Source organism: Ruegeria sp. CDSB013 (assembly GCF_059611165.1).
On the sequence record NZ_JBXWPA010000006.1, the window covers coordinates 176,808 to 202,349 of the forward strand.

24 protein-coding genes and 1 pseudogene are annotated in these 25,542 nt (G+C 55.4%); 11 read left to right on the forward strand and 14 right to left on the reverse strand.

Annotated features, from left to right (window positions below; all coding sequences use genetic code 11):
- Nucleotides 1-4 precede the first annotated feature (4 nt).
- The 6 genes from AC2FJF_RS12620 to AC2FJF_RS12645 form a co-directional block, all read right to left on the reverse strand.
- Entirely contained in the window at nucleotides 5-937 is a 933-nt protein-coding gene (locus AC2FJF_RS12620) for an AEC family transporter (RefSeq protein WP_496725718.1), read from the reverse strand.
- A gap of 91 nt (nucleotides 938-1,028) precedes the next feature.
- Entirely contained in the window at nucleotides 1,029-1,442 is a 414-nt protein-coding gene (locus AC2FJF_RS12625; RefSeq protein ID WP_496725719.1) for a RidA family protein, read from the reverse strand.
- A gap of 13 nt (nucleotides 1,443-1,455) precedes the next feature.
- Complete coding sequence (locus tag AC2FJF_RS12630) at nucleotides 1,456-1,953, reverse strand: sarcosine oxidase subunit gamma family protein (protein WP_496725720.1); 498 nt, start codon at nucleotides 1,951-1,953, stop codon at nucleotides 1,456-1,458.
- 1 nt (nucleotide 1,954) lies between these two features.
- Nucleotides 1,955-4,825 carry a 2Fe-2S iron-sulfur cluster-binding protein gene (locus AC2FJF_RS12635; RefSeq protein WP_496725721.1) on the reverse strand — a complete coding sequence of 957 codons (2,871 nt, stop codon included), beginning with the start codon at nucleotides 4,823-4,825 and terminating at the stop codon, nucleotides 1,955-1,957.
- Complete coding sequence (locus AC2FJF_RS12640) at nucleotides 4,812-5,069, reverse strand: sarcosine oxidase subunit delta (RefSeq protein ID WP_282121036.1); 258 nt, start codon at nucleotides 5,067-5,069, stop codon at nucleotides 4,812-4,814. The genes AC2FJF_RS12635 and AC2FJF_RS12640 overlap by 14 nt, the downstream gene beginning before the upstream one ends.
- 14 nt (nucleotides 5,070-5,083) lie before the next feature.
- Entirely contained in the window at nucleotides 5,084-6,334 is a 1,251-nt protein-coding gene (locus tag AC2FJF_RS12645) for an FAD-dependent oxidoreductase (protein ID WP_496725722.1), read from the reverse strand.
- 308 nt (nucleotides 6,335-6,642) lie between these two features.
- Here AC2FJF_RS12645 and AC2FJF_RS12650 point away from each other — a divergent pair, with 308 nt between their 5' ends.
- Entirely contained in the window at nucleotides 6,643-7,431 is a 789-nt protein-coding gene (locus AC2FJF_RS12650) for a phytanoyl-CoA dioxygenase family protein (RefSeq protein WP_496725723.1), read from the forward strand.
- Between the two features lie 113 nt (nucleotides 7,432-7,544).
- On the opposite strand, the gene AC2FJF_RS12655 is transcribed toward AC2FJF_RS12650, so the two are convergent.
- Together AC2FJF_RS12655 and AC2FJF_RS12660 are read right to left on the reverse strand one after the other, a co-directional pair.
- Complete coding sequence (locus tag AC2FJF_RS12655; protein WP_282154148.1) at nucleotides 7,545-8,591, reverse strand: aromatic ring-hydroxylating dioxygenase subunit alpha; 1,047 nt, start codon at nucleotides 8,589-8,591, stop codon at nucleotides 7,545-7,547.
- A gap of 96 nt (nucleotides 8,592-8,687) precedes the next feature.
- On the reverse strand, nucleotides 8,688-9,617 hold the full coding sequence (locus tag AC2FJF_RS12660) for a LysR substrate-binding domain-containing protein (protein ID WP_496725724.1): 930 nt from the start codon (nucleotides 9,615-9,617) through the stop codon (nucleotides 8,688-8,690).
- Between the two features lie 96 nt (nucleotides 9,618-9,713).
- Between AC2FJF_RS12660 and AC2FJF_RS12665 the strand changes: the two genes are divergently transcribed.
- The 3 genes from AC2FJF_RS12665 to AC2FJF_RS12675 all read left to right on the forward strand — a co-directional run bounded on the left by AC2FJF_RS12665 (nucleotide 9,714) and on the right by AC2FJF_RS12675 (nucleotide 12,214).
- Complete coding sequence (locus tag AC2FJF_RS12665; protein WP_496725725.1) at nucleotides 9,714-10,799, forward strand: hypothetical protein; 1,086 nt, start codon at nucleotides 9,714-9,716, stop codon at nucleotides 10,797-10,799.
- Between the two features lie 152 nt (nucleotides 10,800-10,951).
- Entirely contained in the window at nucleotides 10,952-11,893 is a 942-nt protein-coding gene (locus AC2FJF_RS12670; protein ID WP_496725726.1) for a fatty acid desaturase family protein, read from the forward strand.
- A gap of 3 nt (nucleotides 11,894-11,896) precedes the next feature.
- Entirely contained in the window at nucleotides 11,897-12,214 is a 318-nt protein-coding gene (locus tag AC2FJF_RS12675; RefSeq protein ID WP_496725727.1) for a non-heme iron oxygenase ferredoxin subunit, read from the forward strand.
- A 12-nt stretch (nucleotides 12,215-12,226) separates the two neighbouring features.
- Here AC2FJF_RS12675 and AC2FJF_RS12680 read toward each other — a convergent pair whose 3' ends face one another.
- The 5 genes from AC2FJF_RS12680 to AC2FJF_RS12700 are packed head-to-tail and all read right to left on the reverse strand — an operon-like array spanning nucleotide 12,227 to nucleotide 16,249.
- Nucleotides 12,227-12,835 carry a glutathione S-transferase family protein gene (locus tag AC2FJF_RS12680; RefSeq protein WP_496725728.1) on the reverse strand — a complete coding sequence of 203 codons (609 nt, stop codon included), beginning with the start codon at nucleotides 12,833-12,835 and terminating at the stop codon, nucleotides 12,227-12,229.
- Nucleotides 12,836-12,848: 13 nt separating this feature from the next.
- Nucleotides 12,849-13,730, reverse strand: a complete 882-nt coding sequence (locus AC2FJF_RS12685; protein ID WP_496699166.1) for an amino acid ABC transporter permease — start codon at nucleotides 13,728-13,730, stop codon at nucleotides 12,849-12,851.
- A 59-nt stretch (nucleotides 13,731-13,789) separates the two neighbouring features.
- Nucleotides 13,790-14,623, reverse strand: a complete 834-nt coding sequence (locus tag AC2FJF_RS12690; RefSeq protein WP_282121046.1) for a transporter substrate-binding domain-containing protein — start codon at nucleotides 14,621-14,623, stop codon at nucleotides 13,790-13,792.
- Between the two features lie 35 nt (nucleotides 14,624-14,658).
- Entirely contained in the window at nucleotides 14,659-15,501 is an 843-nt protein-coding gene (locus AC2FJF_RS12695; protein WP_496725729.1) for an amino acid ABC transporter permease, read from the reverse strand.
- A 1-nt stretch (nucleotide 15,502) separates the two neighbouring features.
- Entirely contained in the window at nucleotides 15,503-16,249 is a 747-nt protein-coding gene (locus tag AC2FJF_RS12700; RefSeq protein WP_282121048.1) for an amino acid ABC transporter ATP-binding protein, read from the reverse strand.
- Between the two features lie 308 nt (nucleotides 16,250-16,557).
- Between AC2FJF_RS12700 and AC2FJF_RS12705 the strand changes: the two genes are divergently transcribed.
- The 4 genes and pseudogenes from AC2FJF_RS12705 to AC2FJF_RS12720 all read left to right on the forward strand — a co-directional run.
- On the forward strand, nucleotides 16,558-17,136 hold the full coding sequence (locus AC2FJF_RS12705; protein ID WP_496725730.1) for a carboxymuconolactone decarboxylase family protein: 579 nt from the start codon (nucleotides 16,558-16,560) through the stop codon (nucleotides 17,134-17,136).
- An 11-nt stretch (nucleotides 17,137-17,147) separates the two neighbouring features.
- Nucleotides 17,148-17,735, forward strand: coding sequence for a helix-turn-helix domain-containing protein (locus AC2FJF_RS12710; protein WP_282154157.1), 588 nt, complete (start codon nucleotides 17,148-17,150; stop codon nucleotides 17,733-17,735).
- Between the two features lie 12 nt (nucleotides 17,736-17,747).
- Nucleotides 17,748-19,127 carry an MATE family efflux transporter gene (locus AC2FJF_RS12715; RefSeq protein ID WP_496725731.1) on the forward strand — a complete coding sequence of 460 codons (1,380 nt, stop codon included), beginning with the start codon at nucleotides 17,748-17,750 and terminating at the stop codon, nucleotides 19,125-19,127.
- Between the two features lie 154 nt (nucleotides 19,128-19,281).
- A pseudogene (locus AC2FJF_RS12720) lies at nucleotides 19,282-19,605 on the forward strand (IS6 family transposase); the annotation flags it as partial.
- 512 nt (nucleotides 19,606-20,117) lie between these two features.
- Here the strand turns inward: AC2FJF_RS12720 and AC2FJF_RS12725 are convergent.
- Complete coding sequence (locus AC2FJF_RS12725; RefSeq protein ID WP_496725732.1) at nucleotides 20,118-21,452, reverse strand: tetratricopeptide repeat protein; 1,335 nt, start codon at nucleotides 21,450-21,452, stop codon at nucleotides 20,118-20,120.
- Between the two features lie 163 nt (nucleotides 21,453-21,615).
- Between AC2FJF_RS12725 and gntH the strand changes: the two genes are divergently transcribed.
- From gntH to AC2FJF_RS12740, 3 genes are all read left to right on the forward strand, one after another.
- Nucleotides 21,616-22,947, forward strand: a complete 1,332-nt coding sequence (gene gntH, locus AC2FJF_RS12730; protein WP_496725733.1) for a guanitoxin biosynthesis MBL fold metallo-hydrolase GntH — start codon at nucleotides 21,616-21,618, stop codon at nucleotides 22,945-22,947.
- Between the two features lie 64 nt (nucleotides 22,948-23,011).
- A complete protein-coding gene (locus tag AC2FJF_RS12735) occupies nucleotides 23,012-23,821 on the forward strand; it encodes a hypothetical protein (protein WP_496725734.1) in 810 nt (269 codons plus the stop codon).
- Nucleotides 23,772-25,541: a hypothetical protein gene (locus tag AC2FJF_RS12740; protein WP_496725735.1), complete on the forward strand. Its 1,770-nt coding sequence runs from the start codon at nucleotides 23,772-23,774 to the stop codon at nucleotides 25,539-25,541. Before AC2FJF_RS12735 ends, AC2FJF_RS12740 begins: the two co-directional genes overlap by 50 nt.
- Nucleotide 25,542: the final 1 nt, after the last annotated feature.

Here is a 25,542-nt window from a genome sequence, read left to right on the forward strand (position 1 = left end):
CCGCTTAAGGAATTAGGGGCAGCAGCAAAGCAAGTGATACGGGAATGCTAACGGCTGCTATCAACGTCTGCAACGTGACAATGGCCGCCATCAGCGGCGCGTCTCCACCCAGGTGCTTGGCCAACGTGTAAGAAGACGCGCCGGTGGGAACTACCGAATAGACGACGGCGATCTGCAGAACCTCCCGTGGCAACCCCACCAGCAGTCCGATCACCAGAACTGCCAGAGGGAAGACAATCATCTTGCCCGTGAAGGCCAGAATTAAGGGCAGCGCACTTGCGGCCATTGCCCGGACTCTCAGATTTGCACCGACAGCCAGCAATGTGATCGGCAAAGCGCCTGCACCCAGAACATCCGTCACATCATGCACGACCGCTATCCTGTCACCGACCAACTGGTTGGCACAAACCGCCAGAAAGATCGAAATCACGTAGGGATTGCGCGCGAGTTCCCGCAGAATTGCAACGGCCAGGCTGTTGGTCCGATCGCCTTTGAGCGCACCAACCATCAGAACCACCATAACAATATTGGTGGTGGGCACGAGAATTGCGGTCGCCAGAATCGCGATATCCAGCCCTGCTGGCCCATACAAGTTGGCAGCCAGCGCAAGCCCGATGAATGAGTTATGTCGCGCGCTGCCTTGCAGGATCGAGGTGGCCTGCGGAGGCGCAAAACCCATCAAACGAGCACTAAGAAGCGCAAACAGAAGCGCCACAACAAACCCGCCCAGAATGGCAACCGAGTAAAGGCCCAGCGCTGACTTGTCCAACGGCGACAGGGAAATTTTGCTGAACAGAAGGCATGGCATCAGAACCCAATAGACAAGTTTGTCATTCAGGTTCCAGAAATCCGTACTGGGAATGCCGCCTTTGCGCAGGGCCAAGCCCAGCGCAATGATCAAAAAGATCGGCAGTATCGAGGTGAGTGTCGAAAGCATTACAATTCGCAGACAAAACCGGACCGGCTCGACCGGACACTGTCATGACTGGCGTTTCTACGCAATGCGATGCCGGATAGACCCGACTCCTTCAGCCGGGGGTATCAGCATCATCATCGATGACAGCCATCGCGTCGATCTCGACCAAAAGCGACGGATCGGCAAGCCCCTGCACAACTACGCCTGTCGAACAGTGATGAACACCTTCGAACCAGCGATTGATCGCCTCGTAAACGGCTGGACGGTACGAAATATCGGTCACGTAGACTGTCAACTTGCAAACATCAGTCAAGCTTCCCCCGGCCTCTTCCATCCAGCGCTGGATGTTGCGGCAGGCCTGATCTGCCTGCGCGCCCGGGTCGCCTAAGCCAACCAGTGTGCCATCCATCAGCGTGCCGACCTGACCCTGCATGAAGACAAAGTCACCCCGGGCGCGGATCGCCTTGGAATAGGTTGCTTTCGCGTGATAGCGCGTCTGGTACTTGTGGATGTGCGTTCGCGCCATGCCGATCTTCCCCTCAAGTCGTTGCGCGGATCAGATAGTCTTCGACCATATCCGCAAAGCTTTGTTCGACCGCGAACTCAATACCATCCTGGCACCGCATCACCAAAGCCTTGAGGCCAAATACTTCGGTATAGGAAACCGCGTCCGTCCCGAACACGCTGTCATGCAGATCCATCGGGCAAGCAATTGACATCACCTGACCTGCATCTTGGCCGACTATGCGAAAGAAGGTCATCGTGTCCGAGACCCGAACAATACTGATATCTGCCGGGCTGTCCGTGGGCTTCAGCCGGGCTTCCATCGCGTCTTCCTGCGCCAGAGGGGCGCGGGTGATCCAGTGGTCACGACCGATGTGAAACAGTTCGACACCGTCCTTTTCTGCTCGGCTGTTAGGGCTGTACGGCAAACTAGGTAAAGCGTCCCCAGCCCATTTCGATACTGCGTCTGGCGCGCCTTTGAGGTCGAACAGAGCCTTCAGGCCGCACCGTTCAATTGTGACGTCATAACTCATCTCAGGACCTCAGCAATTTACCTTCGGGGTCGTGAAAGACCGGTTTCGTGACTGTGACCGGGATCACGTCATCCTTCAGCCGGACATGGGCGGTTTCACCCTGCCGCGCGTGGCCATCTTCCAGCAACGCCAGCCCAACCCAGCGTTTGTTTACCACGCTCCATACACAGGCAGTGACCAACCCGTCGGTGGCTTCTTTCCGACCTCCGGGCGTCAGTGGTGCACCTTCGGGGATTTGCTGGTTGGGATCATCCGCCAGAATTCCGACCAGTTCGCGCCGGGTACCGCCGCCTGACCTGCGCAGCTGGACCGAGCGTTTACCCAGATAGTCAGGCTTCTTCTTGGACATCGCCCATCCCATTCCCAGATCATAGGCATCCACCGTGCCGTCGACTTCATGCCCCAACGACAGGAACCCTTTTTCGACCCGCAGCACATGGCTGGATTCCGAACCCACAGGCAGGATGCCAAAGGGCGCACCAACCTCCATCACCTTATCCCACAGGGCCGCCATGTGGCGCGGGGCGACGTTGACCTCATAGGACAGTTCACCGGTGAAACTCACCCGCACCACCCGCGCCGGGAAACCAGCGACGGTGCCTTCGCGGAAAGACATGAAAGGGAACGCCTCGGGCGCGAGGTCGATATCCGAGCCTACCGCCTGCAAAACTTCACGCGCCTTGGGACCACAGATAGTGGCATTATTCCACTGGCTGGTGACAGTGGTAATCAGCACCTGCCAGTCGGGGAATTCGGTTTGCAACAGCTTTTCCATATGCTGGTTCACCGCATCCGCGTGACCGGTCGAGGTTGAAATCATCCAGCGGTGCTCATCGAGCCGGAAGGCCACGCCATCGTCCAGGATCAAGCCATCTTCAGACAACATCAATCCATAGCGCCCGTCACCCGGTTTCAGCGTGGACATAATGTTGGAGTAGATGAAATCTAGGAATTTCGGAACGTCCCGCCCCTTCAGTTCAAACGTGCCAAGAGGCGAGCCGTCATAGACGCCGACGCCTTCACGGACAGCGCGGCATTCGCGGTTTACCGCCTCTTGCAGGCCTTCACCCGGTTTTGGGAAATAGCCCGGACGCCGCCAGCGCGCGCCGGCTTCATACATCACAGCGCCGTTGTCCTTATTCCATTGGGTTACAGGGGTATGGCGATAGGGGAATAGCCGCCAGCCTTCCCGTAATCCGCCAATCGCACCAAACGAAACAGGCGTGTAGGGGGATCGAAAGGTGGTTGTTCCAACCTCTTGCAGCGGCACACCCTTTTGCATCGCAACAGTGCCGATGATGTTAATATTGCCGGTTTTGCCCTGATCGATCCCCATGCCGCCGGTCGTGTAGCGCTTGACATGTTCCACATTGTCATAGCCTTCGCGCAGGGCCAGATGCACATCGCTGACCGAGACATCGTTCTGCACATCCAGAAAAGCCTTCCCGCGCTGTCCCGGCACGTTGACCCGCCAGAGAGGTTCGATCGCGTAGACCAGGTCTTCGCCGCCACCAACAATCCTATCCAGCGTCAGATCACCAGCCGCTGCACCCACTGCGCGACAATTCTGAACCGCCTGGTCAGGAACAAAGGCTGCCAGATCCTCATCAAATCGCAACGTGCTGCGGGATTGCGACCAAAGATGAACGGTCGGGTTCCAACCGCCGGAACAACCCAGCACATCACAGTCGATCCAGCGACCCGCTCCTCCGGTCACGGGGACGGCTTTGACTGCGCGCACGCCTTTGCGCCCGCGTACGTCACCAGCAACGGTTGCGGCATGAACCGGAATATCCGGCACCAGCTTCATAGCTTCAGGTGGAACGGTTTTGCGACAATCGAGGATGGCCTCAACCTGCATGCCGGCTGCTGCCAGATCGGCCGCCACGGCGTAAACACTGTTGTTGTTGGTAAACAGCACCACACGCTGCCCGGGTGTAACGCCCCAGCGATTGACATAGGCCTGCACCGACGAGGCCAGCATGACACCGGGTCGATCATTGTCACCAAAGACCATGGCTCGTTCGGTGGCTCCGGTTGCAATCACAACTTCCCCCGCCCGCACGCGCCAGCTGCGTTCCAGAACTCCGTCCAATTCGGGTTCGCGTTCGTTCACGATCATCAGATTGTGCTCGCGATAGGCCCAGACGGTTGCATTCTGCAGATGGGTGACATTCTCCATCCCACGCAGCTCAGCCACCGCATCCGCGACCCAGTCCACGGCTGACTGCCCACCGATATACAGGCTGCGGTTCAATAAACTACCGCCCGCCTCGGCGCCCTCATCGGCCAAAAACACGCGTTTTCCTGCGCGACCAGCCTCAAGCGCCGCTTGCAGCCCGGCTGGGCCCGCCCCCACGATCAGCACATCGGCATGGGCGTTTCGGGCTTCAAAATGGTCCGAAGCCGGGGGGCTTTTGGGTGCTGCCGCCAACCCAGCAGCCCGGCGGATCGAAGGTTCGAACAGATGCCAGTTCGGCCATTTGAACGTCTTGTAGTAAAACCCTGCGGGGATAAACCGCGAGAGCAACTGATTGATCCCGCCCAGATCGAACTCGGGCGACGGCCAGCAATTGACCGAGCGTGCGCTGAGCCCGTCCCGAAGTGGTACGGTGGTCGCGGGACGGTTGCCCGAGGCATCCTCGCCGTCCAGTTCCACCAGAGTCGCAGGTTCTTCGACCCCGTGCCCCATAATACCGCGCGGGCGGTGATACTTAAAACTGCGGGCGGTGACACGAATTCCGTTGGCCAACAGGGCCGAGGCCAACGTATCGCCCTCAAACCCTTCATATGGTTTGCCATTGAAGGTGAAATGCAAAGGGCGGTTTCGGTCGATGCGCCCGGCCGAGGCGCGGCGGTTACGTTGTGCCATCGGGTGCCTCCACAATGTCATGGGTCCGTGTATCACGCCAGATGGTGAACCATTCACCGCATCCCCGTGCGTGCCACCATTTCTCCTGAACCGGACCCAATGGATTCGGCGTCACTGTCAGATACTCGACCCATTCCTCATCGCTGACGGCATTGGGATCTGGGCGGACCGCCCCTACCGGGCCACCATGGATAAATTCGCTTTCATTGCGCTTGCCACAGAACGGGCAGGTTATGAGCATCATGATCCTGTCCTTTCCTATCGCGCAGTGGTGGTTCCGGCTTCCATTACGAAATCCAGATGCCGGAACCTGCCCAGTGTGAAGGGTGCCATCAATGGGTGCGGTTCACCTTTGGCCACCAGATGCGCCAGCGTCAGCCCGCCCGCAGGGATTGCTTTGTACCCTCCCCACCATCCGGCGGTGACAAACAGGCCCGGCACATCTGTCTGATCCATGATGGGTGATGCATCATGGGCTATATCCAGATGCCCGCCCCATTGCCGCATCAGTTTGAGCTTCTTGAAACTGGGGAAAAGCGACAGCATCGCAGTCACGGTATCCTCGAATACATGTTGCTTTATGTCTCGACGGAAGCTCTGCCCCATATCGGGCGCGCCGCCGATGACCATCTCACCTTTGTCGGACTGGCTGAAATAGAACCCGCTGTCCGGGCAATTCACGATCACATCAACCAGCGGCTTGACCGGCTCAGACACAAAGGCCGTCAGGTTCATCGTCCGCAGCGGCAGTTTGAGGCCTGCAGTTTCGGTCAGCGTCGTTGTATGGCCTGAGACTGCCACGACCACTTTCTTTGCGCGAACTGTGCCCCGGTTGGTCTCGACCCCTTCGATGGACCCATCCGCCCCGCGTAGCAGGGATTGCACCGCTGTTTGCTGATGAATCTCAATCCCGCGCGCATCAGCCGCGCGGGCATAGCCCCAGGCCACCGCATCATGCCGGTTCACGCCCGCATCCGTATGAACCATGCCGCAGATCACAGGCAGCCGTGCATCTGGGCCGCCGCCAGTCAACGCAGGAATGCGGCGGCGCAATTCCTCGGTTGTGATCTGTTCGTAGGTCGAGCCGTAGATGTCCATCACCAACTGCCGCCGCCGAAGCTCGCGTAGCTTGGGCCAGGTCTGAACCACATCGACCATGGTTCGTTTGGAATGCATCATGTTGAAATTCAACTCGTCCGTGAGCCCTTCGTACATGGCGACGGATTTGACATAGAACGGGATTGACTCATCCCTCATGTAATTCGACCGAATGGTCACCGTATTTCGCGCGATGTTGCCGCCGCCCAGCCAGCCGCGTTCCAACACGGCGACATTGGTGATGCCAAATTCCTTGGCCAGATAATAGGCAGTTGCCAGCCCGTGACCCCCTGCCCCGATCACCACGACATCATAGCGGTCTTTCAACGGCGGGCTGCGCCAGACCTGCGGCCAGTTCCGGTGCCCGGTTAGCGCATTACGGGCGAGCGAGAAAACAGAATAATTTTGCATGATGGTAATAATATTTATCACTGTGCACATTTAGTCAATAAATTTATCGACATCCAAAACAACTCGCCACGGGTTCTATTCCAATGCGGAAATTGCGGCTAAGGTATCGGAGAAAGGTGACGCAATGAGCTTTCGCGTGGAACAGTTCCATCGACGTCTCGCCGGCAAATGGTCGGCCCGGTCGCTTTGGCCCTGCTTCATCATAAACTGCCGCAGTTCACCCGCCTCGTAACGCCAGAAAAACCGGGCGCAACGCGCCTACCCTCTGCAACCGCCTCTGTGAATGAGGTGACAGAAATGGACGTTACATGACACAAACACCTGACCTGAAAACCGTTCAGAATACCTATGCGCGCGACGGAGTCGTGCTGCTGAAACAAGTGCTGTCACAGGATTGGCTGAGTAAGCTGCGCCAGGCTGTCGATGACGAAGTTGCCAAAGGCGACCGTTACTTTGCTTACAAAAACATGCGTGAAAATCCTGGCGTGTTTCAAGACTATTGCCTGAATTCTGATATTGGGCAGCGTGTGGCAGAGGTAGCAAACAGCCCCTGGACCTCGCTGATCTACGACCAGATATTTGCCAAAGAACCGGGCACAAAGACACAAACGGGCTGGCATACGGACCAACCCTATTGGCCGGTCTCAGGCCCGATCATGACCATGTGGATTGCGCTGGACCCCGTGGACCCCGACAACGGCGCGTTGGAGTTCGTAAGAGGCTCGCATGCTTGGGGCGCCAAATACCGGCCCTTCAAAACAGACCAACTTGGGGGCTTTTTGCATTATCTGGAAGTGGACAACCCAGACTATATCGACATGCCCGATTTCGAGATGAACCGCGCCGACTACGACATCTTTCATTACCCGAAAATGAAACCCGGTGATGCGCTGGCATTTGACGGTATGATTGTACATTCAGCGATGGGCAACCGCACCTCAACCCGGCGCAGACGCGGCTATGCGATCCGGTTCGCTGTGGACGGCGCAAGCTATGAGCCCCGCGATACTGTCACCGAATGGCTTCACGACGACAGCTTGCGCCCCGGTGCGCCCTTCGCCGGGGGCCGGTTTCCAGTGATCTACAGAGCGTCGTAACAAGCAAGTGGCAAACTCCGCCCTTCTTGCCAAAAATTAGGTCGGCAGGGCGGGGTCAACTTCAAATAACCCGATCTATTGACACTACGTGTGTAACCTTCCCAGAAGGCGCCTCAAGCCGGAACTGTTGTACTCACAGGGGTGGTTTCGGCTTCGATCGCGCGATCAAGCGTTTTGCGAAACAGTTTGGCGCCCGCATCCAACCCGAGATCGATATTGGGCGTCTTGGCGTACTTCATACCCTTGTGGACTTCTTCCAGAACGTCCTTGTCCTCAAGAAACGCCATGCGCGCACCGTCATTCATGAATTTGGACACTTCCGCGTTTTCGGGATCGGAATTTCGGTGCTGAAACCAGAAGTATCTGGTGCGGTCTTCATCGATTGGGGTCATGAAATTATAGGAGATATTGATGAACGTTTCAGCAATGGGTTGCTTGTCATACCCGCCGGTTCCGACCGGCGTATAGATGGATTTGTTCAACCCGATCGCGGGCATGCACATCTCATAATGCTGCAGCCGGTCGCAATCGCCGTCAAATGCCACCAGTTTGGCGTAATAGGGCGATGGCGGTTTGTTCGCGATCCAGCGCGAGACGACGACGCCACGGTCGGTCCGCTCGACGTTCAGCGGCTCTTCATCCGTTCCAGCGCCTGCAAAAGAAGATACATGCACCCAGGCGACATGGCTGGGATCAAGCAGGTTGTCGCAGACCCACAGGTAATGACAGTCGATATCCATTACCCCACCGTCAGTCTTGCCCCAGCTGTCATCGTCAAAATTCTCGATCGGGAAAATCTTGTCGGGATCTGCCAGTTCCGGATCGCCCATCCATATCCAAAGGAACCGATACCGATCCACAACCGGATATGATCTAACCACCGCCCGCCGCGGGGTCATGCCACGCTGCGTCGGACTGTCGGTGCACTTGCCCGTGCAGTCAAATTTAAGCCCGTGATAGCCGCATTCCACTACATCCCCGATAAGGTTGCCCTTGGACAAAGGCAGCTTGCGGTGCGGGCAAGCATCCTCCAACGCGACTGGCCTGCCATCCTCCTGCCGGTAAAGCACGATATTCTCGCCCAGAAACGTCTCGGCCTTCAGCTCGCGACCGATATCTTTGCTCCAGGCGGCGACATACCAGCAGTTTCTCAGATACATTGGAATGCTCTCCAGATTGTCAGATGGCTTGTGCAAGTATGGGCGGCAAGCCGATCTTGCACCATGCTGGAATGGTAATGACTCGTATAAGTCAGGCTAATTCCCGGCGCCCGCGGCTGGCGGAATGTCTGGCTGCGCCTCAACCTCGGCACGGATCCAGTTCAGAAACTCACCGACTTTCGGGCTGTCCTTAGTTTCATGGGGTCGAACCAGCCAATAAGACAACGGAGATTGCGTCAGCTCCGGAACTGGTCGCACCAAACGTCCATCGCACAGCGTGTCGATGACCAGAGGTTCCCGCCCTAAAGCGACACCAAGCCCCTCGATGGCCGCCTGAACAACCAAATTGGATTGCCCAAACCTCCGTGTTCGCAAGGGCCACGGTAGCGTCAGTCCGCATTGCCGCGCCCAGAAATCCCACGTTGGACTTGCGGGCCCATGATGCAGGTTCTCATCCACCAGCATCGTGTGTTGCGCCAGATCTTCGACCCCACGCAAGCTTGGTATCAAAGAGGGAGCGCAGACCGGAAACAGCTGCTCGGTCATCAGCAAATCGACCTGATAGCCAGGATAATCACCCAGACCATAGCGAATACCGATATCCGCGTCCGCCCCTGAAAACGGATATTGCCCGGTATCTGTGGCAATGGAAATCGACAGGTCCGGATGAGCGAGGTCAAAGTTTAAAAGGCGCGGAAACAACCAGTTGAACGCAAAACCCGGCAGACATGAAATCACGATGGTCCTGTCGGTGCGGGTCTTGTCCCTCAGCTGGGTACAAACGTCCGAAATACGCCCCAAACCTTCAGAAATGGCCAGCGCCAGCAGTTCCCCTTCGCGGGTCGGACGCGATGACCGCGCACCACGCACCAGCAGTTCGAGACCAAGCCATTCCTCAAGCGCCCGCACATGCTGACTGACCGCGCTCTGGCTGACGCCCAGCTCAGCTGCAGCAGGAGAAAAGCCGGAATGCCGGACAACTGCCTCGAAGGCGCGCAGGGCGGAATAGGGCAGGTTTACGATCATATTAGTCACCCTAATGTCAGGCATAATCACTTTCAAATAGATTAGGCGCTCAACCCGAGCCTAATCTATGCTGACCGGAACCCGTAGGAGACGCGAATGTCGGACATCACACCCGAGCGCGGCGCGCGAAATCTATTGACTAACTGCGCCCACGCAACGGCAGGCGACCGGTTGTTGATCGCTTATGAACCTCCCGAACACGGCTATTTCGATGCGGATAGTGTCCAAATCGTCACGCATGCCGCGCGATCCATGGGGCTGTCGGTTGATGCAGTGGATGTGGGTTTTAATCCGGACAATCCACACCTGTCCGCTGATCTCCTGGCGCGGTTCGAAACCGCCGATATTATCCTGTTTCTGGCCCGTCTCGGGGATCAACTCCGGTTCTCGGAAATGCCGCAGGGCAAGAAGATCATCGTCAGCTTCGCCCTAAGCCGCGAGCTTTTTGGCTCTGGTTTTTCCAACGGGCATCACGATGCCTTCCTCGACATCAAGGCTGGGATCAACGGCGTTCTGAATAGGGCCGCCGACGTACGGGTCACCTGCCCTCTGGGTACGGACTTTCAGGGACGACCTGAGATGAACCTGGATACGACAGGCGATACGTCGATCCTGCGCTTCCCCATGTCGGTCTTCACGCCAGTCCCGGCACACAGCTTTTCGGGCAGGGTGGCGTTGAAATTTCTGACGGGCACCGGATCAAAATACTATGATGATTATACGGTGGAGTTCGAAAGACCGGTTTTTGCGATGCTGGAAAGCGGGCGCCTGACAGGGTTTGACGGCGATCCTGCCGACGCCGCACGGGCCGAAGCTCATTATGACCGGGTCGCGGGTCAGTTCGGCATCGACCGCAACTTCGTGCATTCCTGGCATGCGGGCATCCACCCGGGCTGCGGCTACCCATGGGACATGCGCGAGAATTTCGAACGTTGGGGCGGGTCCGCTTTCGGCAATCCGCGTATTCTGCACTTCCACACCTGCGGTGCTTATGCCCCAGGCGAAATAAGCTGGAACGTGTTTGATCCGACGATCGTAATCGACGGTGTGAACTACTGGGAAAACGGGGCTTTCCACGCCGACCGGCTGCCCGGCGGAGCCACCATTCTGGACAAGCACCCCTGCGCGGCTGCCCTGTTCGCCGACCCCGATCTGGATATCGGTCTACGCCGCACTGGCTGAGCCTTCCCGCTTGATCGAACACGTGCCATCGCGCTAAACTGATTGCAATAGGTCCACCTGACAAGGTCCTATGGTGCGGAGCACTCCCGTCTCCGGTGCCGGTACATGCGATGAGGGCGCAGCCCCCGCACCGGCAAAAATGTGGAACTCACATGTCACAAGCAATCGTTACGCCCCTGTCTCAGGCACTGGCCGAAGGCAAGCTCACGCGTGAAGAACTGAAAGGATTCATGCAACGGTCCGACGGCCCCGGCTTGCGCCATCTGGCGCTTTGGGTACTGGTGCTGGCTGGCACAACTACCCTTGTCACCCTAGCCTGGAACAGCTGGCTAATCTGGCCCGCAATGTTCCTGCAAGGCATCGTTCTGGTGCACCATTTCTCACTACAGCATGAATGCGTGCACTATACAGTGTTCCGAACCCGGTGGCTGAATGATTTGGTAGGTCAGATCTGCGGCCTGATCATCATTCTACCACATCGGTTCTTTCGCTACGAACATTGCGATCATCACACCTATACGCAACTGACCGGGGAAGACCCCGAACTGATCCCTTTGCCCGAAACAATGGGAGAATATCTGCTTTATCTGTCCGCCCTGCCCTATTGGCGCGGCAAATTCACGGAACTGTTTCGCCACGCCAGCGGCAATCTCAGCGAGACCGAGTTGCGGTTCATTCCGAAAGTCGAACATCAGGCCGTATATCGCGATGCCCGCAGAATGCTGGCTATTTATGCGGCGATCTTTCTGGGAATGGCCATCACGGGCTGGTGGGGGCTGATCTGGTACTGGTTCATCCCCCTGTTTCTGGGCGAGCCGGTGATGCGGTTCATCCGGATGACCGAACATGTCGGACGCCCGACCGTCGCGCAGATGTCAGAAAATACGCGCACCAATCTGGTTTCGGCACCGTGGTCCTTTCTGTGCTGGAACATGAATTACCACGCGGAACATCACTATGTCGCTTCGGTCCCGTTTCACGCGCTCCCGCGTCTGCATGAGAAGCTAAAAGACCACATCCATATCGAGCCCGGCGGCTATCTGGCTGCCCACCGCGAAATCCTGCGTCAGATCCGGCACAAGGAAGAGGCGTGATCCATGACAGATGTAAAACCGTGGAAAGACGTGATCGAAGCTGCTCGGTTGGAAAAAAATTGGGTCACACGGGTAGAACTCGGCTCACGTATCATCGCAATCTACGACACGCCCGGTGGTATCTATGCCTCACTGGCGCTTTGTAATCATGGCGGCGCGGATCTGTGTGACGGGTATTTCGATGGCTATGTCATCGAGTGCCCCCTGCATCAGGGCGCATTTGATGTGCGAGACGGGCGCCCGGTTTCAGCGCCTGCGACGCGGCCGATGAAAGTGTTTGAGTCCCGGATCGAAAACGGCATGGTGCAGATCAGAGCATAGCCCCGATTGCCCCTAACCCGGTGCCGGCAACCCCGGCATCGGGACATATCCCGGCAAAGCCTCAACACGCGCGATCCAAGCGCGCACCGCCGGGTATGGAGACATCGATATTCCACCCTGATAAGCCAGAGCTATGTAAGGATAGCAGGCCAGATCTGCGAGGGTGGGACGGTCGCAGGCCAGCCAGCGGTGGTCTGACAAGTGTTCCTCCATAATCTTCAGGGATTTCTGCCCAAGCGCCTGCGGCTCGGCCAGATCGATGTCGCGTTCAAACAGAACAATCGCCCGGGCCATTGCAACGCCGTGAAAGATTTCATTCACAGAAAACGACAACCATTGCTGTATGTCGCCGTGTTCTCTCGGTGTGGTCGGGGGCCATTCGCCTGCGCCGTATTTCTGCGCCAGATAGACCATGATGGCAGTACTGCCGCGCAGGACGAACCCATCATCGTCCAGAACCGGTACCTTGTTCAGCGGATTGATCTGTAAAAGCGCGCTCTGGTTTTGGTCACCGTTCAGCAGGTCTACGTCGACGATCTGATGATCCCGCTGCAACATGGACAGCAACAGTCGTACTTTGTGACAGCTGCCCGAAAGCCGGAAATCATAGAGGCAGATCATACTGGCCTTTACGTCAGCGCTTGTCCGACCGTTTTTCAAGCCGCGCAAACAATCGGCTAAGGCCGAAGCAAACCACAAAGTAAAAAGCGGCCGTGGTGATCCACGCCTCAAAAATCATGCGGGATGAGGCCACAAGCTCAACTGTTTTGTAAGTCAGTTCCTGTACAGAAATCAGCGACAGGATTGAACTGTCCTTGATCAGCGATATGAACTGATTGGCGAGCGGTGGCACCACTTTCTTCATCGCTTGCGGCAGTACCACATAGCGCAGTTCCTGAAGGCGGCTCATACCGATAGAGCGTGCCGCTTCCCGCTGACCTTTTGGGATCGACTGAATGCCGGCACGCACAATTTCACCAACGAATGCGCTCTCAAAAAGGGCCAGTACAATGACGCCCGAAACAAGCGATGGGAAGCGGCGCATTTCACCGAAAAAGAACTCCCATATCTGATTGTTTTCCTGCCGCGCGATACCGCGCGCCCATCGTTCCAGATTCAACGCATCAATCAGTTGTTGGGACAGGAAGAAGAAGAAAATGAAAACGACAACAACCGGCGGCACATTGCGCAAGAATTCCAAGTAGGTGCGCGCCAGCATGCGGATGGTCAGATTTGATGAACAGCGGGCTACACCCAGAATGGTGCCCAGGATCAACGCCAGGATTCCGGCATAGAGGCTGATGCGAACCGTTGCGGCCAACCCTTGCAGCAACAAATTGGCAAAGTATTCCTCACGACCTGAATGCCAGCCGACAATGTAACTGGGGATGACGTCCCAGCGCCACCTATAATTGAGCGTGCCTTCGATCGACAGCCAGATATACCCGAAAAACACGAACAGAACCGCGGCGATCAGGTAGTCCGGCCATCTGAGTTTTTTGAGGAAATCCTGCACGCGAGACGCTCCGTATCAGATCCGGGGGGCTGCATCGCTGCCCCCCGGGTGGGTCAGGGTTACTGGGCGACCTGGTCAGCCCATTCGTTTCCAGCAAACCAATAGTCATGACGTTCTTTCAGCCAACCGGAACGCCACTGCTGCGCGATCCAGTTGTTGAAATAGTTCATGGCGTCCGGGTCGCCCTTTCGCACACCAAAGGCTTCACCGCGCGGATCATAGAGATTTTCGAACGGCACACTCAGCGTTTCAGGGTGCAACCCAGCCTCGCGGTTTGGAGTTGGCTGCGCTGCCATGGAAGCATGAGCGTTCCCATTCAGAACCTCCTGAGTCGAGGCACCGTCTTCATCGAACAACAGCAAGGTCGCGTCTGGGAAGTTCTGTGCAATCACCGCCGCAGGTGTTGCACCACGCCGGGCGGCAAAGGTCACTTCGGGATTGTTGAAATCCTCAAGCGTCATGCCTTCGGTCATCGACTTATTGGCCAGAATGGCCAGACCCGAATAGGCGTATGGATCGGTAAAGTTGATGGTCAGGTTCCGCTGAGCCGTCACCGACATGCCCGAGATGATCACGTCGAAATTGCCTGAGACCAGCGCCGGGATGATACCGTCCCAAGCGGTGGGCACGAATTCGACCTCAACCCCCATATCCTCGGCCAGTTGACGACCAACATCCAGCTCGAATCCGATCAGATCGCCATTCTTGTCGCGCATCGACCATGGCACGAACAGCGACAGACCGATCCGGATCACGCCATCCTGCTTGATAGTTTCAATCACACTTTCGCTGGATAGTTCCTGCGTAGCGCTCTGCGCCCAGCCTGAGGTCGCCACACCGGTAGCCACGACCGCGCCGAGGGCAGCCCCGAGCATTCTGCGAGAAAGCTTCATCTTGGTTCTCCTTGTTGTCCGACATATTTTCTGGGTTATTGGTCGACGGCATATTTCTTCTCCAGATGGCTTACGCCAATCGACAGGATCAGGGTCACCACCAGATAAACCAGTGCGATGGTGAACCAGATTTCGAAACTCATGTATGTGTCTGAAATGATGTTGCGTCCGAAGGTCGTCAGCTCGGCCACCGCAATCACGCTGACAATGGCCGAGGATTTTATGAGATGAACGACCTCGCCGGTCATCGGCGGCAGCATGAAGCGGACGGATTGTGGCAGGATGATATAGCGATAAGTCTGGGACGGGCTCATCCCGATGGATTTAGCGGCCTCCCACTGACCTGTGGGGACGGCGTTGATCCCGGCCCGAAAGATTTCCGAAATCAAGGCAGAATGGAACACGGCCAGGGTAAGGATACTGGCCGTGTATCGGTCAAATCCAAAGATCGGCCCCAGAACATAATAGAAAAGGTAGAGCAGGACCAGCAGCGGGATATTTCGGATCAGCTCCAGAAATCCAACCGCAATTGCAGACCCGATGACCAGGTCCGACAGGCGCAGCAACGCCACAAGCAGTCCAATAACCATAGCCAAAATGAAAGCCGTGACCGACAACTTGATGGTCGCGACCAGCCCGATGGGAATCTCACCCCATTCGAAACCGACCTCGGTATTGCGATACAGAAACTGCGGCACCCGGTACCATTGCCAGTTGTACCCCATGCCCTGCGCGCCTGTATATGCACCATAGGCGATCAGCCCGACGATAATGGCATAGATCCCGACCGAAATCAGGGTCGAGTCAAAAAACCGCTTTAAAAAAGGCTGCTTAGGCAGCGGCTGGCCTTTTGGCCGGGAAATGCCCAGATCGCTCATGTCAATGCGCCAAGATCTGATCTAGGAACAAACGGCAGCGTTCGCTCGAGGGGTTGGTGAAAAACTGTTCGGGTGGTGAGACTTCGACGATCTGGCCCGCCTCCATAAAAACCATCGTATCAGCGACCTTACGGGCAAAACCCATCTCGTGAGTGACGACAACCATGGTCATGCCGGTGTCGGCCAGCTCGACCATCACATCCAGCACCTCATTGATCATCTCGGGGTCCAGCGCGGATGTCGGTTCGTCAAACAGCATGATCCGAGTTTCCATGCATAGAGACCGCGCAATTGCTACGCGCTGCTGTTGCCCGCCCGACAGCTGCGCCGGGTACTTGTCGGCCTGTTCCGGGATATGAACACGTTCAAGATAATTGCGTGCGGTTTCTTCGGCCTGCGCTTTGGATATCCCGCGCACTTTCATCGGACCAATCGTCAGATTCTCTAGCACTGTCAGGTGTGGAAACAGGTTGAACTGCTGAAAGACCATCCCGACTTCCTGCCGCAGTTCGCGAATTTCTTTGGCTCCGTCATAAACCTCGATTCCATCGATCACGAGGCGGCCGGAGTTGTGCCACTCCAGCCCGTTAAAGCACCGGATCAGCGTCGATTTTCCCGATCCCGAAGGGCCGCAGATCACGACTTTTTCACCCTGATGGACCGTCAGATCGATGTTTTTCAACGCGTGAAACGCGCCATAATACTTATCCAGATTGGTCACTTCAATCATCGGAGTGGCTTGGTTCATGTCGTACCTGCTTGGGTTCGGGACACCATGCGAATTTGTCTTTTGATGGACCGGGCGCACAAAGGAGTTTCCTCCACCATTCCTGCAAAGGCAGGCCGGCATCTCGTGGTGCCAGGCCTGACGAAACAGCCGAGGCCGGACTGGCGCTGCGATTGTTTGGGGCAGTCGGGCAAGGCCTGAGCCTCCTCAAATACGTTGCACACTAATTAATATGGTTGCTTAATATGCAATACTCGTCAATAAAAAACTCAGAGGACAAATTTTGAACTGCCCTCAGATAATACTGACGACCAAGGGAGGAACCGCAAATGTCTGCCTGGATCAGGATGATATCTGACGAAGATGCTGACACGCATCTGAAGGCCACTCTGGATCTGGCGCGTACACCGCACGGTACTGTCGACAATGTCATGCGTGTGCATTCCCTGCGGCCTAACACCATGAAGGGGCATGTGATTCTGTATCGCGCCTGTCTGCACGATAAGGCCAACAGAGTTCCCATGTGGTTTCAGGAAGTGATCAGTTCATACGTATCAACTCTCAACACCTGCCCCTATTCCTATGCCAACCACTGGTCCAACGCCCGGCACTTGATCGACGACGCCGCACGCGCCGACAAGATCGAAGCCGCACTCGAGGCACATCGCCCTCAAGATGCGTTCGACGGCGCACATTTGGCGGCCCTGACCTATGCTGAAAAGCTTACACTTTCGCCGGGTACGATGGTCGATTCTGATGTGGCAGCCCTAAAAGACACCGGTTGGGAGGATGGCGAGATTCTCGAAATCAACCAGATCGTAGGGTATTTCAACTACGCCAACCGATTGCTGAATGGCCTAGGTGTTACCACCGATGGCGATGTGGTGGGATATTATAGCAGCGACTGAAAGGACGGATCATGCAAGGAGACACTCCAGGCAGACAGATCGACCGTGCCATCGGCGCCTCGCTGAAGGAACTGCGCCAAAGTCGGAAGCAATCCGCTCGTAGGCTGGCAGAGCAGTCCGGTATCTCAGCCGCTATGATCAGCCGGATCGAAAATGGGTTGGTTTCTCCGTCAATCGACACTCTGGCGGCACTGGCCGAAGCGCTCGAAGTTCCGATTGTTTCTTTGTTCCGCGAAGCGCGTACAGATCACACAGACTACACTCTCGTGCGCCATGGTGAGGGACTGAAATCAAACCGAATCTCGGCGGGGCACAGCCACGAATATGTCAATCTTTCACTGCATTCTCGTAAAGACCTGCGATTTCAAGCGCGCCGTGTGACTTTATTGCGCGAAGGCGGGCCGCCGCCCACTTATGTCGGCCACGGCGTAGTGTTTGTACAAGCACTCGAAGGCCAAGCCGTTTACCGATATGGCGAGGCCCGCTTTACGCTGTCAGCCGGCGACTCGATTAGTGTGGACGCTGAACTTAACCACGGGTTCGAGGATGTTCTGACCCCTGAGTTTGTCTTTCTGACAGTTCAGGCCGAGCGCCCATGACACCCAGTTAACATGGCTCAGGCAATCGACCTTAATCTGACCCAAGGGTCCATTGCAGGCCATTTCCGAACATTGGCGATACCCGGCGCAGTCGGAATGCTTTTCAGTACACTGTACAACATCGTCGACATCTTTTTTGCCGGGCTGTTGTCGACCAGCGCCCAAGCCGGGTTGGCCCTAGGTTTTCAAGCTTTTTTCATCTCCATTTCCGTAGGCGTCGGGCTCGGTGCAGCTATGAGTGCACTGGTTGGAAACGCTCTGGGTGCAGGCGACAACCGAGCGGCACGTCGCCTAGCGGCCCAAGGGATAACTTACGGAATCGTTGCGTCTTGCCTGCTTGCCCTGGCAGGGCTTTGGTTCGGCCCATTGTTAATCAAGCTTGTCTCGGAACCAGGCGTTTATCGTGAAGCCGGGCTTCGTTATTTCTATTGGTTGCTTTTGGCAATGCCTGGATTTCTTCTGGCTCATGGATGTAATGGCATCTTGCAGGCCCATGGCGACGCAGTGTCTATGCAACGGGCACTTATTGTTGCGTTTCTGGCGAACATCTTCCTGAATCCCCTTCTGATATACGGAATTCCGGGCCTAATCCCGGGCATCGGCTTCAACGGTTTGGCTTTATCTACGGTGATCAGCCAGACAGGCGTGATGATCTTTTTGATCCAGCAGGTTCTTCGGCGAAGGCGAATGAAACGTATGCGCGCGGCTTATTTCAGACCACGCCTGAAACGGTTTGCAGAAATTTCGCTGCAGGTTCTGCCCACTGCCTTTTCGTTTACGATCATGTTGTTGTCGGCCTTTGTCCTGCAGTTTGCGCTGAAGCTATTTGGTGAACATGCAATTGCTGGTTATGCAATCGCTATACGGCTTGAACAGGTTTTGTTGCTGCCCATTCTGGGTGTCACGGGTGCCCTACTTCCAATCGCCTCACAGAATTTCGGTGCTCGGGACAGCCAGCGGGTGCGCGCCGCGTTGTTTTATTGCTGGCGAGTCGGGTTTTATATGTCGCTGGTTGCGATCCCGATCCTTTGGCTTGGTGGTCCCTTAGTGATGCGCCTTTTTACAGCGGACCCAGAGGTTGTACGCGTTGGTGTGGGATATCTACGAGTCGACAGTCTGATCCTGCCTTTTTACATGATGCTATTTTCAATCAACTCACTTTTGCAGGCCTTCAAAAAACCCATTTGGACCGTTTGGATTAGCCTTTATCGCCAGGCCTTTGGGGTCGCGTTCTTTGTTTGGGTGTTTATTGGCATATTGGGATTCAACGAAACCGGAGTGTGGTTCGGCACAGCAGCGGCCGTAATGACCGGCTGGGTTGTCGCAATGGCGTTGACCATACGTATTGCGAAGACAGAGATCGGTGGATTGTGGGTACCCGCCACAGAGTGAAAAAGGATGTGTCGCAAACTTTTTGTCTGGATTGACAAGTACGCAGGGTCCGACGTTTGTTCTCAGCGTATAGTTTTTTGGTAAGCTTCAGCATGATCTCTTTGAAAAGCAACACCAAGTTGATCGCGTTGTCCTTCTCGGATCGCGCGGTCCCATGACCTTACCAACCTCATTGCCGCGGCTGAAGGGCTTCCGTTTTCCTTGCGAAATCATCGCCTATACGGTGAGGGCATGTCACCGGTTTGCTCTCAGCACGGCGGATGTCGAGGACCTCCTGGCGGAGCGTGGCGTCATTGTTAGTCGTGAAGCGGTTTGTCCCTGGGTCAATCGTTTCGGGTCTCGGTTCGCGACGTGTATCCGACGCGACCGGCCCCGGCCGCACGACAATTGGAATATGGACGAAATGGTCGTCCCTATTAACGGCATGAAACATTGGCTATGGCGTGCGATCGATGGCAATGGAGATGTACTCGACATAGAGAGTCCAGTTAAAACAATGAGATCTAATAAATTTATTATAAAACAATCATTTAAGAAGCCTTTAGTCATTTGAGGTCGAAGAAGCTATGCGGGATAATTTGGGAAGCTAAATCCGAACGCTTGGGACCAAATAAGCAGTCGACGTTTAAGCCGAATGCCTCCAATGGCAACTGACAATAGTCATCCTTACAGGATTTGCTTAACGTGCCTTCGCTACTGAAGGTTGTGAATATGGCTCCTCTAGCGATGTGGTCTGGCCAATTGCTGCAATTCGCCCGATAAGTTTCGTATGGGCCGCATCGTACAACTTCGCTACGGTTGCAGTGCTAGTTGTTTTTAGCGGCAGCTACGCGCAGAAAGCAGATTTTGCAAAGTCGCGCAGAAAGTCCCTTATCTGGGCTTCCGTTATCGATCTCGGTTCCGCGCTAGTGATGTGCGTTTCGACCTGATTGCCCGTGCCAGTAGAGATTATTTTAATCTTGGCACTGCTACCCGCAGTTATGCATCACCCTATCTTACTGGGCTTACCCAGCCTTGTTTTCGTAACTCGCGTAGCACCGCTTCTGCGTTCTCGACGTCTTTGTGGATACTTTTAAGCATCGCACCTATCGGCGCTTCCGGCCATGCGCGCTCAAGTTCAGCCAGTTTGGCTTTAGCCGCATGGTCTTGCCCCATGGCTGACAGCGCTGCCGTTACATAAGCAAGTGAAGGAGCGCTGAGCGGATCGCCAAGTTGCTTTGCCTCTTCAAAGCGCTCTACAGTCTTTTCATATTCACCAAGATGAAAGTACGTCGCGCCCGAGATATTTCTGTTAGCAAATCGTTGGTTACTGGGACCTAGCAGAGAGAGCCTGTCAGCCGTTGCAATTGCTTCCTCGAATTCGCCCGAGAACATCGCCACAGCACCAAGAAAGTCGAGCACAGCACCATCATTTGGATCAAGTTTTGATGCGCGTCTACTGAGTTGCAGCGCGGCGTCATAGTCGCGATTGGCAAAATTTGCCCAGCTTTTAGCAGACTGGCTCCAGGCTTGGTCTGGGGCAAGGCTAACCGCTTGGTTCGCCAGCTTCATGGCGGCATCAACATATTCGGTCTTGGCATCGGATGGCGGGGTTATCACTGCAAGGGACGCGAGTGCCTGCGCTGCACCGGCATATCCACCGAAATATTCTGGATCGATCTCGATCACACCTTCGAACACAGACAGAACAAGTAACTGGCGCTGTCGGTCGAAGATCGGAAATATCATTTTCCGCGCTTGTTGCGCCAAATTGAATGCTTGCAATGCTGCTGGGGATTTCTCGTAAATTGCCATGCGCTGCAAGTTCGCGTTCGAGTCAGTTACAGCTATGCCACTCACTTCGGCAAAGGCGGTTTCCTGTCCATCTTGGGCAAGACCGACTGCGACCAACGCACCAACGACGGCCCCAATGGTGAACGCCCCTATGGGCAGTCCAAAGCGTTTGGCTTTTGTTGAGATTGATACCGCACCGGTTTCCAAGGCAGTTTCGAACCGCGGCCTATATCCACCGCTATCGATACACAGTCGTACCGGATCATCCTTTCCAATACCCTCGTAATGCAGTTCCAAGAATTGACGAAGCCGCCGTGCATCGACGCGAACGATGTTTTCCGGATCAGTCCTCTCTGAGGTATCGCGTTCATAAACATCTTGAGCGATAGTCTTGCTGCGAATTTGATCTCCCCGACCGGCGAGCTCTTCCTCGACGATGTACGTCAGGAACGCCTGAAGCCTATCGGATCCATCTAGATGAGCATCCGCAAGCAATTTGCCGAGGGCAGCGCGCTTCTGACCGCCTGAGATGTTTTCAGAACTCCTCACCATATTCGTATTTTTGCAATTATCGGCGCGTGAGTCACCCCGTTATTCACCGTGAGTCACTTACGTGAATGTCCCTAAACCTTAGACTTGTAACCAAAACAGCGAGCCGGAGCGCAACAACCCGCATTCCCCGCTCGCCAATCACCAAGGGACTGGAGGATGACACATGGCCCATCATTTGAACTACAGGAGCCTTAGCAAGCACTTCGTAATTGGTGCGATATTTGGTGCTTGGGCTGTTTCTCCTGAAGCGCTCACTGAATCGGTCATCGATTTAGTCGCCCCTTCGGCAGCACACGCGCAGGAAACAGAAGAAGTTTCACCGACCATGGTGCGTGATCGTCCACGCGATGTTTACTACCCCAATACTGAAGATCTCGCCGAAGACGAGATGCGCGTCATCGCGTGTGGAACAGGAATGCCTACAACGCGGGCCGCTCAGGCTGCTGCGTGTTTCCTTGTGGAACTGGGCAACGGAGACAAGTTCTTGTTCGACATTGGTTCGGGATCGGCCGAGCGAATTTCTTCCCTGCAAATCCCGTACAATTATTTGGACAAGGTCTTTATCGGCCATCTTCATACTGACCATTTCGGCGCGTTGCATGACCTGTTCATCGGTGGCGCGTTGATGGGGCGAAACGTTCCGCTGCGTATATGGGGCCCAAGCGGGCCAGTCGAAGAACTGGGCACGGCATATGCGATGGAGCACATGCAAAAGATGCTGACTTGGGATCTGTCGGGCCGTGCTGGACTGATTGATTTTCGAGGATTCACCATGGAGGTGAACGAGTTCGACTATAGGGGCGAGAACGAAATCGTGTACGAAGAAAACGGTGTTGTGATCCGTTCTTTTCCTGCGATCCATTCACTCGATGGCCCAGTCAGTTATTCATTGGTGTGGAACAATCTGAAGTTCGTCTTCAGTTCAGATTCTTACCCCAACAAGTGGTTCGTCGAATACGCGAAGGACGCGGACATCGCAATACACGAGTGCTTTGTGGCGGTACCTGATCTGGTTGCAAAGATGAATTTCACTCCCGAGTCCGCCTTGCTTGTCGGCACTCAGGTTCATACTGCGCCTGAAGCTTTTGGGAAGATTATGAACGAGGTGAGACCGCGTATTGCTGTTGCCTATCACTTCTTCAACGACTTCGACACAAGCACCAACGTCTACGAGCGCATTAGGCAGACCTATGACGGACCTCTGAGCCTTGCGGACGACTTCATGGTTTGGAACGTCACGAAGGATGAAATCAGGGTGCGCATGGCGGTGACAGAGGAGCGCACTTGGGCACCCCCTTCGGCCGCTCCAGCAGAACTCCCCAACGACGAGGACCGCGTCGCGTATTCTGAAGAATCCGGAGTGCCCATCGAGGCAATGAGATATTCCGACTTCACAAACTCTGGTTTCTGGGACGTGGACGATGTGCTGCGCCCAATCTATGAGGAAGCTTCAGAAGCGCTTGGCAAAGACTTCCCATATCCGAACGATGACTAAAGTCAAATTTGACCGGCGCGACTTCAACACGCGCCGGTTCTTTCAATACTGATCGGAATTCTCTATGCGTCTTACCTCATTAATTTCTCGCTATTTGCTCTGTGTTGGATGGTTGCTCGTCGCGATCTCTCATGTGGCCAACGCCCAGTCTCTTGCACGTTCTGAAGATGATGAAGGTGTTTGGCGGCATTCGATCACCCCCTACCTATTCCTTCCGCTCAGCACGTCTGGCACATCAACCATTGATGGTACTAGCGTCGATCTGGACCTGAGCCTGAGCGAGGTGCTGGACGTTCTGCAAGGCGCCGCCTCCGTACGCTACGAAGGCTGGAACGGTGATTTCGGTATCATCTCCGAGGTCTACTACGTAAGGCTTGGCGAAGACGGAACCTTACCGGGCGGAAGAGCAGACGTTGATATTGATGTCAGGCAGACTTTTGTAAACATTCAGGGGGCTTACCGATTTGCGAACGGGGTCAATGCTTCGGGTCGACGCTATGCAGCAGACGCCGCAATTGGCGTTCAGTGGAACCGGCTTAAACAGGAAATCGACATAGCCGGCCCTGGACCCGGTGTAACGCTGGGCGGAACGGAGGATTGGTTCGAGCCGATGATCGCGCTCCGCTATGCGATGGAAATCAACGATAAATGGAGTTTCGCCAGCCGCGCCGAACTAAGTGGCTTCGGCGTGAATGGCGATGACCTGCAATACCTGCTTCTGGCCGGTTTCGACTGGAAAGGCTGGGAGAACACGTCCCTACGGTTTGGTTATCAGTTCTACGGAATTGACTATTCCACTGACCGCTCGGGCGGGGAGTTTGCCTATGATGTGGACCAGAATGGTATCTATGCTGCCGTCGCGTTTCATTTCTAAGATTGGCGGACACAGCAAGACATGGGTTTGGGTGGGCTCAGCGCTTGCGAGTCTTGCGTTTGGCGCAAGCCAATCGATTGCAGATCTTGTGTCCCCCTACGGCGGAGAAACCGCACCGAACTTTGTCGAACTTTCGGTGCAGCCAGATCATGTTCGCGTTATCCTTGAGGTCGATTTGAGCGACTATCCCATATTCGTCATTCCAGATGATGGTTCAGGTACGTCGCTGGCTGAGCGAACGGGTCAAAACCTTCAAATCTGGGCAGATAAAGAGGAACTGACCAGCACAACGAATACGATTGATGTGCGCCCCAGAATTTCCCGGCAAACAGCAGCGAGCGCACAGTATCGACCGCGACCCCGCAGCGAAAATGTCGTCTATGTGGATATGGAGTTTCCATTCGCTGGTAAACCCGAACGGATCACGTTCATTCCCCCCCTAAGCCCAGACGGGATTCCTTTGGCTTCACTTGGGGTTGTGGCCGAGCATATGGGCGTTCCGGTGACAGACTATCGTTACCTTTCTCAGGCTGAGACGATGCTGCCGGACTGGGACGATCCTTGGTTCAGCAAATTTGAGAATCCAAACCTCACCCGACACCACAAGTCCCCGATGATGTCTTTTCTGGCAGTGGAACCACGCGTCGTCCGGCACGAGATAATTTTGCGTTTGAAAGACTATGAGACTTGGGCGGATTTGGATTTTGGGGATACTGACCGGCTGACCACAGATGATATCGTCAGGATCAAGTCTGGCGTCTCGGACTTTTTTGAGACCAGAAACCCGCTCGCCGTCGACGGCATGCCGATGAAACCGGAAACGGTGCAGGTCTCACGTATCAAAGTTGGGGCCGAAGGTTTGCGTGTTCTTCCGGATGAAGCGGAGGCAATCCGAAAGACGATGCTGCTGGGTGTTGTCCTTTCCTATCCGGTTGCGACCTTGCCGAACCGAGTTGATCTAGCATGGGAGCTTTTCCCGGATGGTCTGGATGTGATCCCGATCACCCTCTCCGATCCGGCTGGGGCGGTCCCTTCCCAGATTTATGCAACTGACCCCGTAGTAAATTGGAGCAATCACCTAAAAACTTGGACAAACCCAAGAACGGGCCCGGTCGTTGTCAAAGTCGCAGGTGAAACTCAGGTGCCTTCGATTGCGTTAGGCTTAGGCGTTTTGTGTTTAATATGCGCCTATTTTTCGTTGCAGCGTACAAACGGTCAGCGCCTGATCTTGCTTGGTCTGACTGGGGCATTCGGTGCCGCTGCGATTGTCACATACTCGTTGCAAAACCTGTCGACAGCGCCCGAGCCGGATGAGATCGCAACGCGTCAAATCTTAGAAGGGCTGGTGACCAACATCGGAACCACGATGCTTGAGACGCGAGATGATAATGCCGTGGCGACGATGGAGCCATATGTCGAAGCAATCAATCGCGACAAGGTTCAAGCAGAAATGCGTCGTGGCTTGTCGGTTACTTTGCCCTCTGGCGCCATGGCTCGCGTCGAAGCGATTTCAGACCTGAATGTCGAGAGCTTCACGCCCGGCGAAGAAAGAAATCAGCATCAGGCCCTCGCCAGTTGGACTGCCCGTGTAAGCGGAGGTCATTGGGGGCATCTACATAGGCAAGCGGTTTCTTATCGTGGCTTGCTAGATGTTTCGCGGCATGGCGACCAATGGATGCTTGATGACCTGACGATTATAAGCGCCAAAACAGGAGGGTAAT

Coding starts and splice junctions, on each gene's coding strand:
- AC2FJF_RS12625 (WP_496725719.1), bottom strand. CDS start 1,442: ATGGCGCGAACGCACATCCACAAGTACCAGACGCGCTATCACGCGAAA.
- AC2FJF_RS12620 (WP_496725718.1), bottom strand. CDS start 937: ATGCTTTCGACACTCACCTCGATACTGCCGATCTTTTTGATCATTGCG.
- AC2FJF_RS12740 (WP_496725735.1), top strand. CDS start 23,772: ATGATGTGGACCAGAATGGTATCTATGCTGCCGTCGCGTTTCATTTCT.
- AC2FJF_RS12655 (WP_282154148.1), bottom strand. CDS start 8,591: ATGTATCTGAGAAACTGCTGGTATGTCGCCGCCTGGAGCAAAGATATC.
- AC2FJF_RS12640 (WP_282121036.1), bottom strand. CDS start 5,069: ATGATGCTCATAACCTGCCCGTTCTGTGGCAAGCGCAATGAAAGCGAA.
- AC2FJF_RS12690 (WP_282121046.1), bottom strand. CDS start 14,623: ATGAAGCTTTCTCGCAGAATGCTCGGGGCTGCCCTCGGCGCGGTCGTG.
- AC2FJF_RS12675 (WP_496725727.1), top strand. CDS start 11,897: ATGACAGATGTAAAACCGTGGAAAGACGTGATCGAAGCTGCTCGGTTG.
- AC2FJF_RS12700 (WP_282121048.1), bottom strand. CDS start 16,249: ATGAACCAAGCCACTCCGATGATTGAAGTGACCAATCTGGATAAGTAT.
- AC2FJF_RS12680 (WP_496725728.1), bottom strand. CDS start 12,835: ATGATCTGCCTCTATGATTTCCGGCTTTCGGGCAGCTGTCACAAAGTA.
- AC2FJF_RS12705 (WP_496725730.1), top strand. CDS start 16,558: ATGTCTGCCTGGATCAGGATGATATCTGACGAAGATGCTGACACGCAT.
- AC2FJF_RS12695 (WP_496725729.1), bottom strand. CDS start 15,501: ATGAGCGATCTGGGCATTTCCCGGCCAAAAGGCCAGCCGCTGCCTAAG.
- AC2FJF_RS12670 (WP_496725726.1), top strand. CDS start 10,952: ATGTCACAAGCAATCGTTACGCCCCTGTCTCAGGCACTGGCCGAAGGC.
- AC2FJF_RS12650 (WP_496725723.1), top strand. CDS start 6,643: ATGACACAAACACCTGACCTGAAAACCGTTCAGAATACCTATGCGCGC.
- AC2FJF_RS12630 (WP_496725720.1), bottom strand. CDS start 1,953: ATGAGTTATGACGTCACAATTGAACGGTGCGGCCTGAAGGCTCTGTTC.
- AC2FJF_RS12645 (WP_496725722.1), bottom strand. CDS start 6,334: ATGCAAAATTATTCTGTTTTCTCGCTCGCCCGTAATGCGCTAACCGGG.
- AC2FJF_RS12715 (WP_496725731.1), top strand. CDS start 17,748: ATGGCTCAGGCAATCGACCTTAATCTGACCCAAGGGTCCATTGCAGGC.
- AC2FJF_RS12710 (WP_282154157.1), top strand. CDS start 17,148: ATGCAAGGAGACACTCCAGGCAGACAGATCGACCGTGCCATCGGCGCC.
- AC2FJF_RS12635 (WP_496725721.1), bottom strand. CDS start 4,825: ATGGCACAACGTAACCGCCGCGCCTCGGCCGGGCGCATCGACCGAAAC.
- AC2FJF_RS12725 (WP_496725732.1), bottom strand. CDS start 21,452: ATGGTGAGGAGTTCTGAAAACATCTCAGGCGGTCAGAAGCGCGCTGCC.
- AC2FJF_RS12735 (WP_496725734.1), top strand. CDS start 23,012: ATGCGTCTTACCTCATTAATTTCTCGCTATTTGCTCTGTGTTGGATGG.
- gntH (WP_496725733.1), top strand. CDS start 21,616: ATGGCCCATCATTTGAACTACAGGAGCCTTAGCAAGCACTTCGTAATT.
- AC2FJF_RS12660 (WP_496725724.1), bottom strand. CDS start 9,617: ATGATCGTAAACCTGCCCTATTCCGCCCTGCGCGCCTTCGAGGCAGTT.
- AC2FJF_RS12665 (WP_496725725.1), top strand. CDS start 9,714: ATGTCGGACATCACACCCGAGCGCGGCGCGCGAAATCTATTGACTAAC.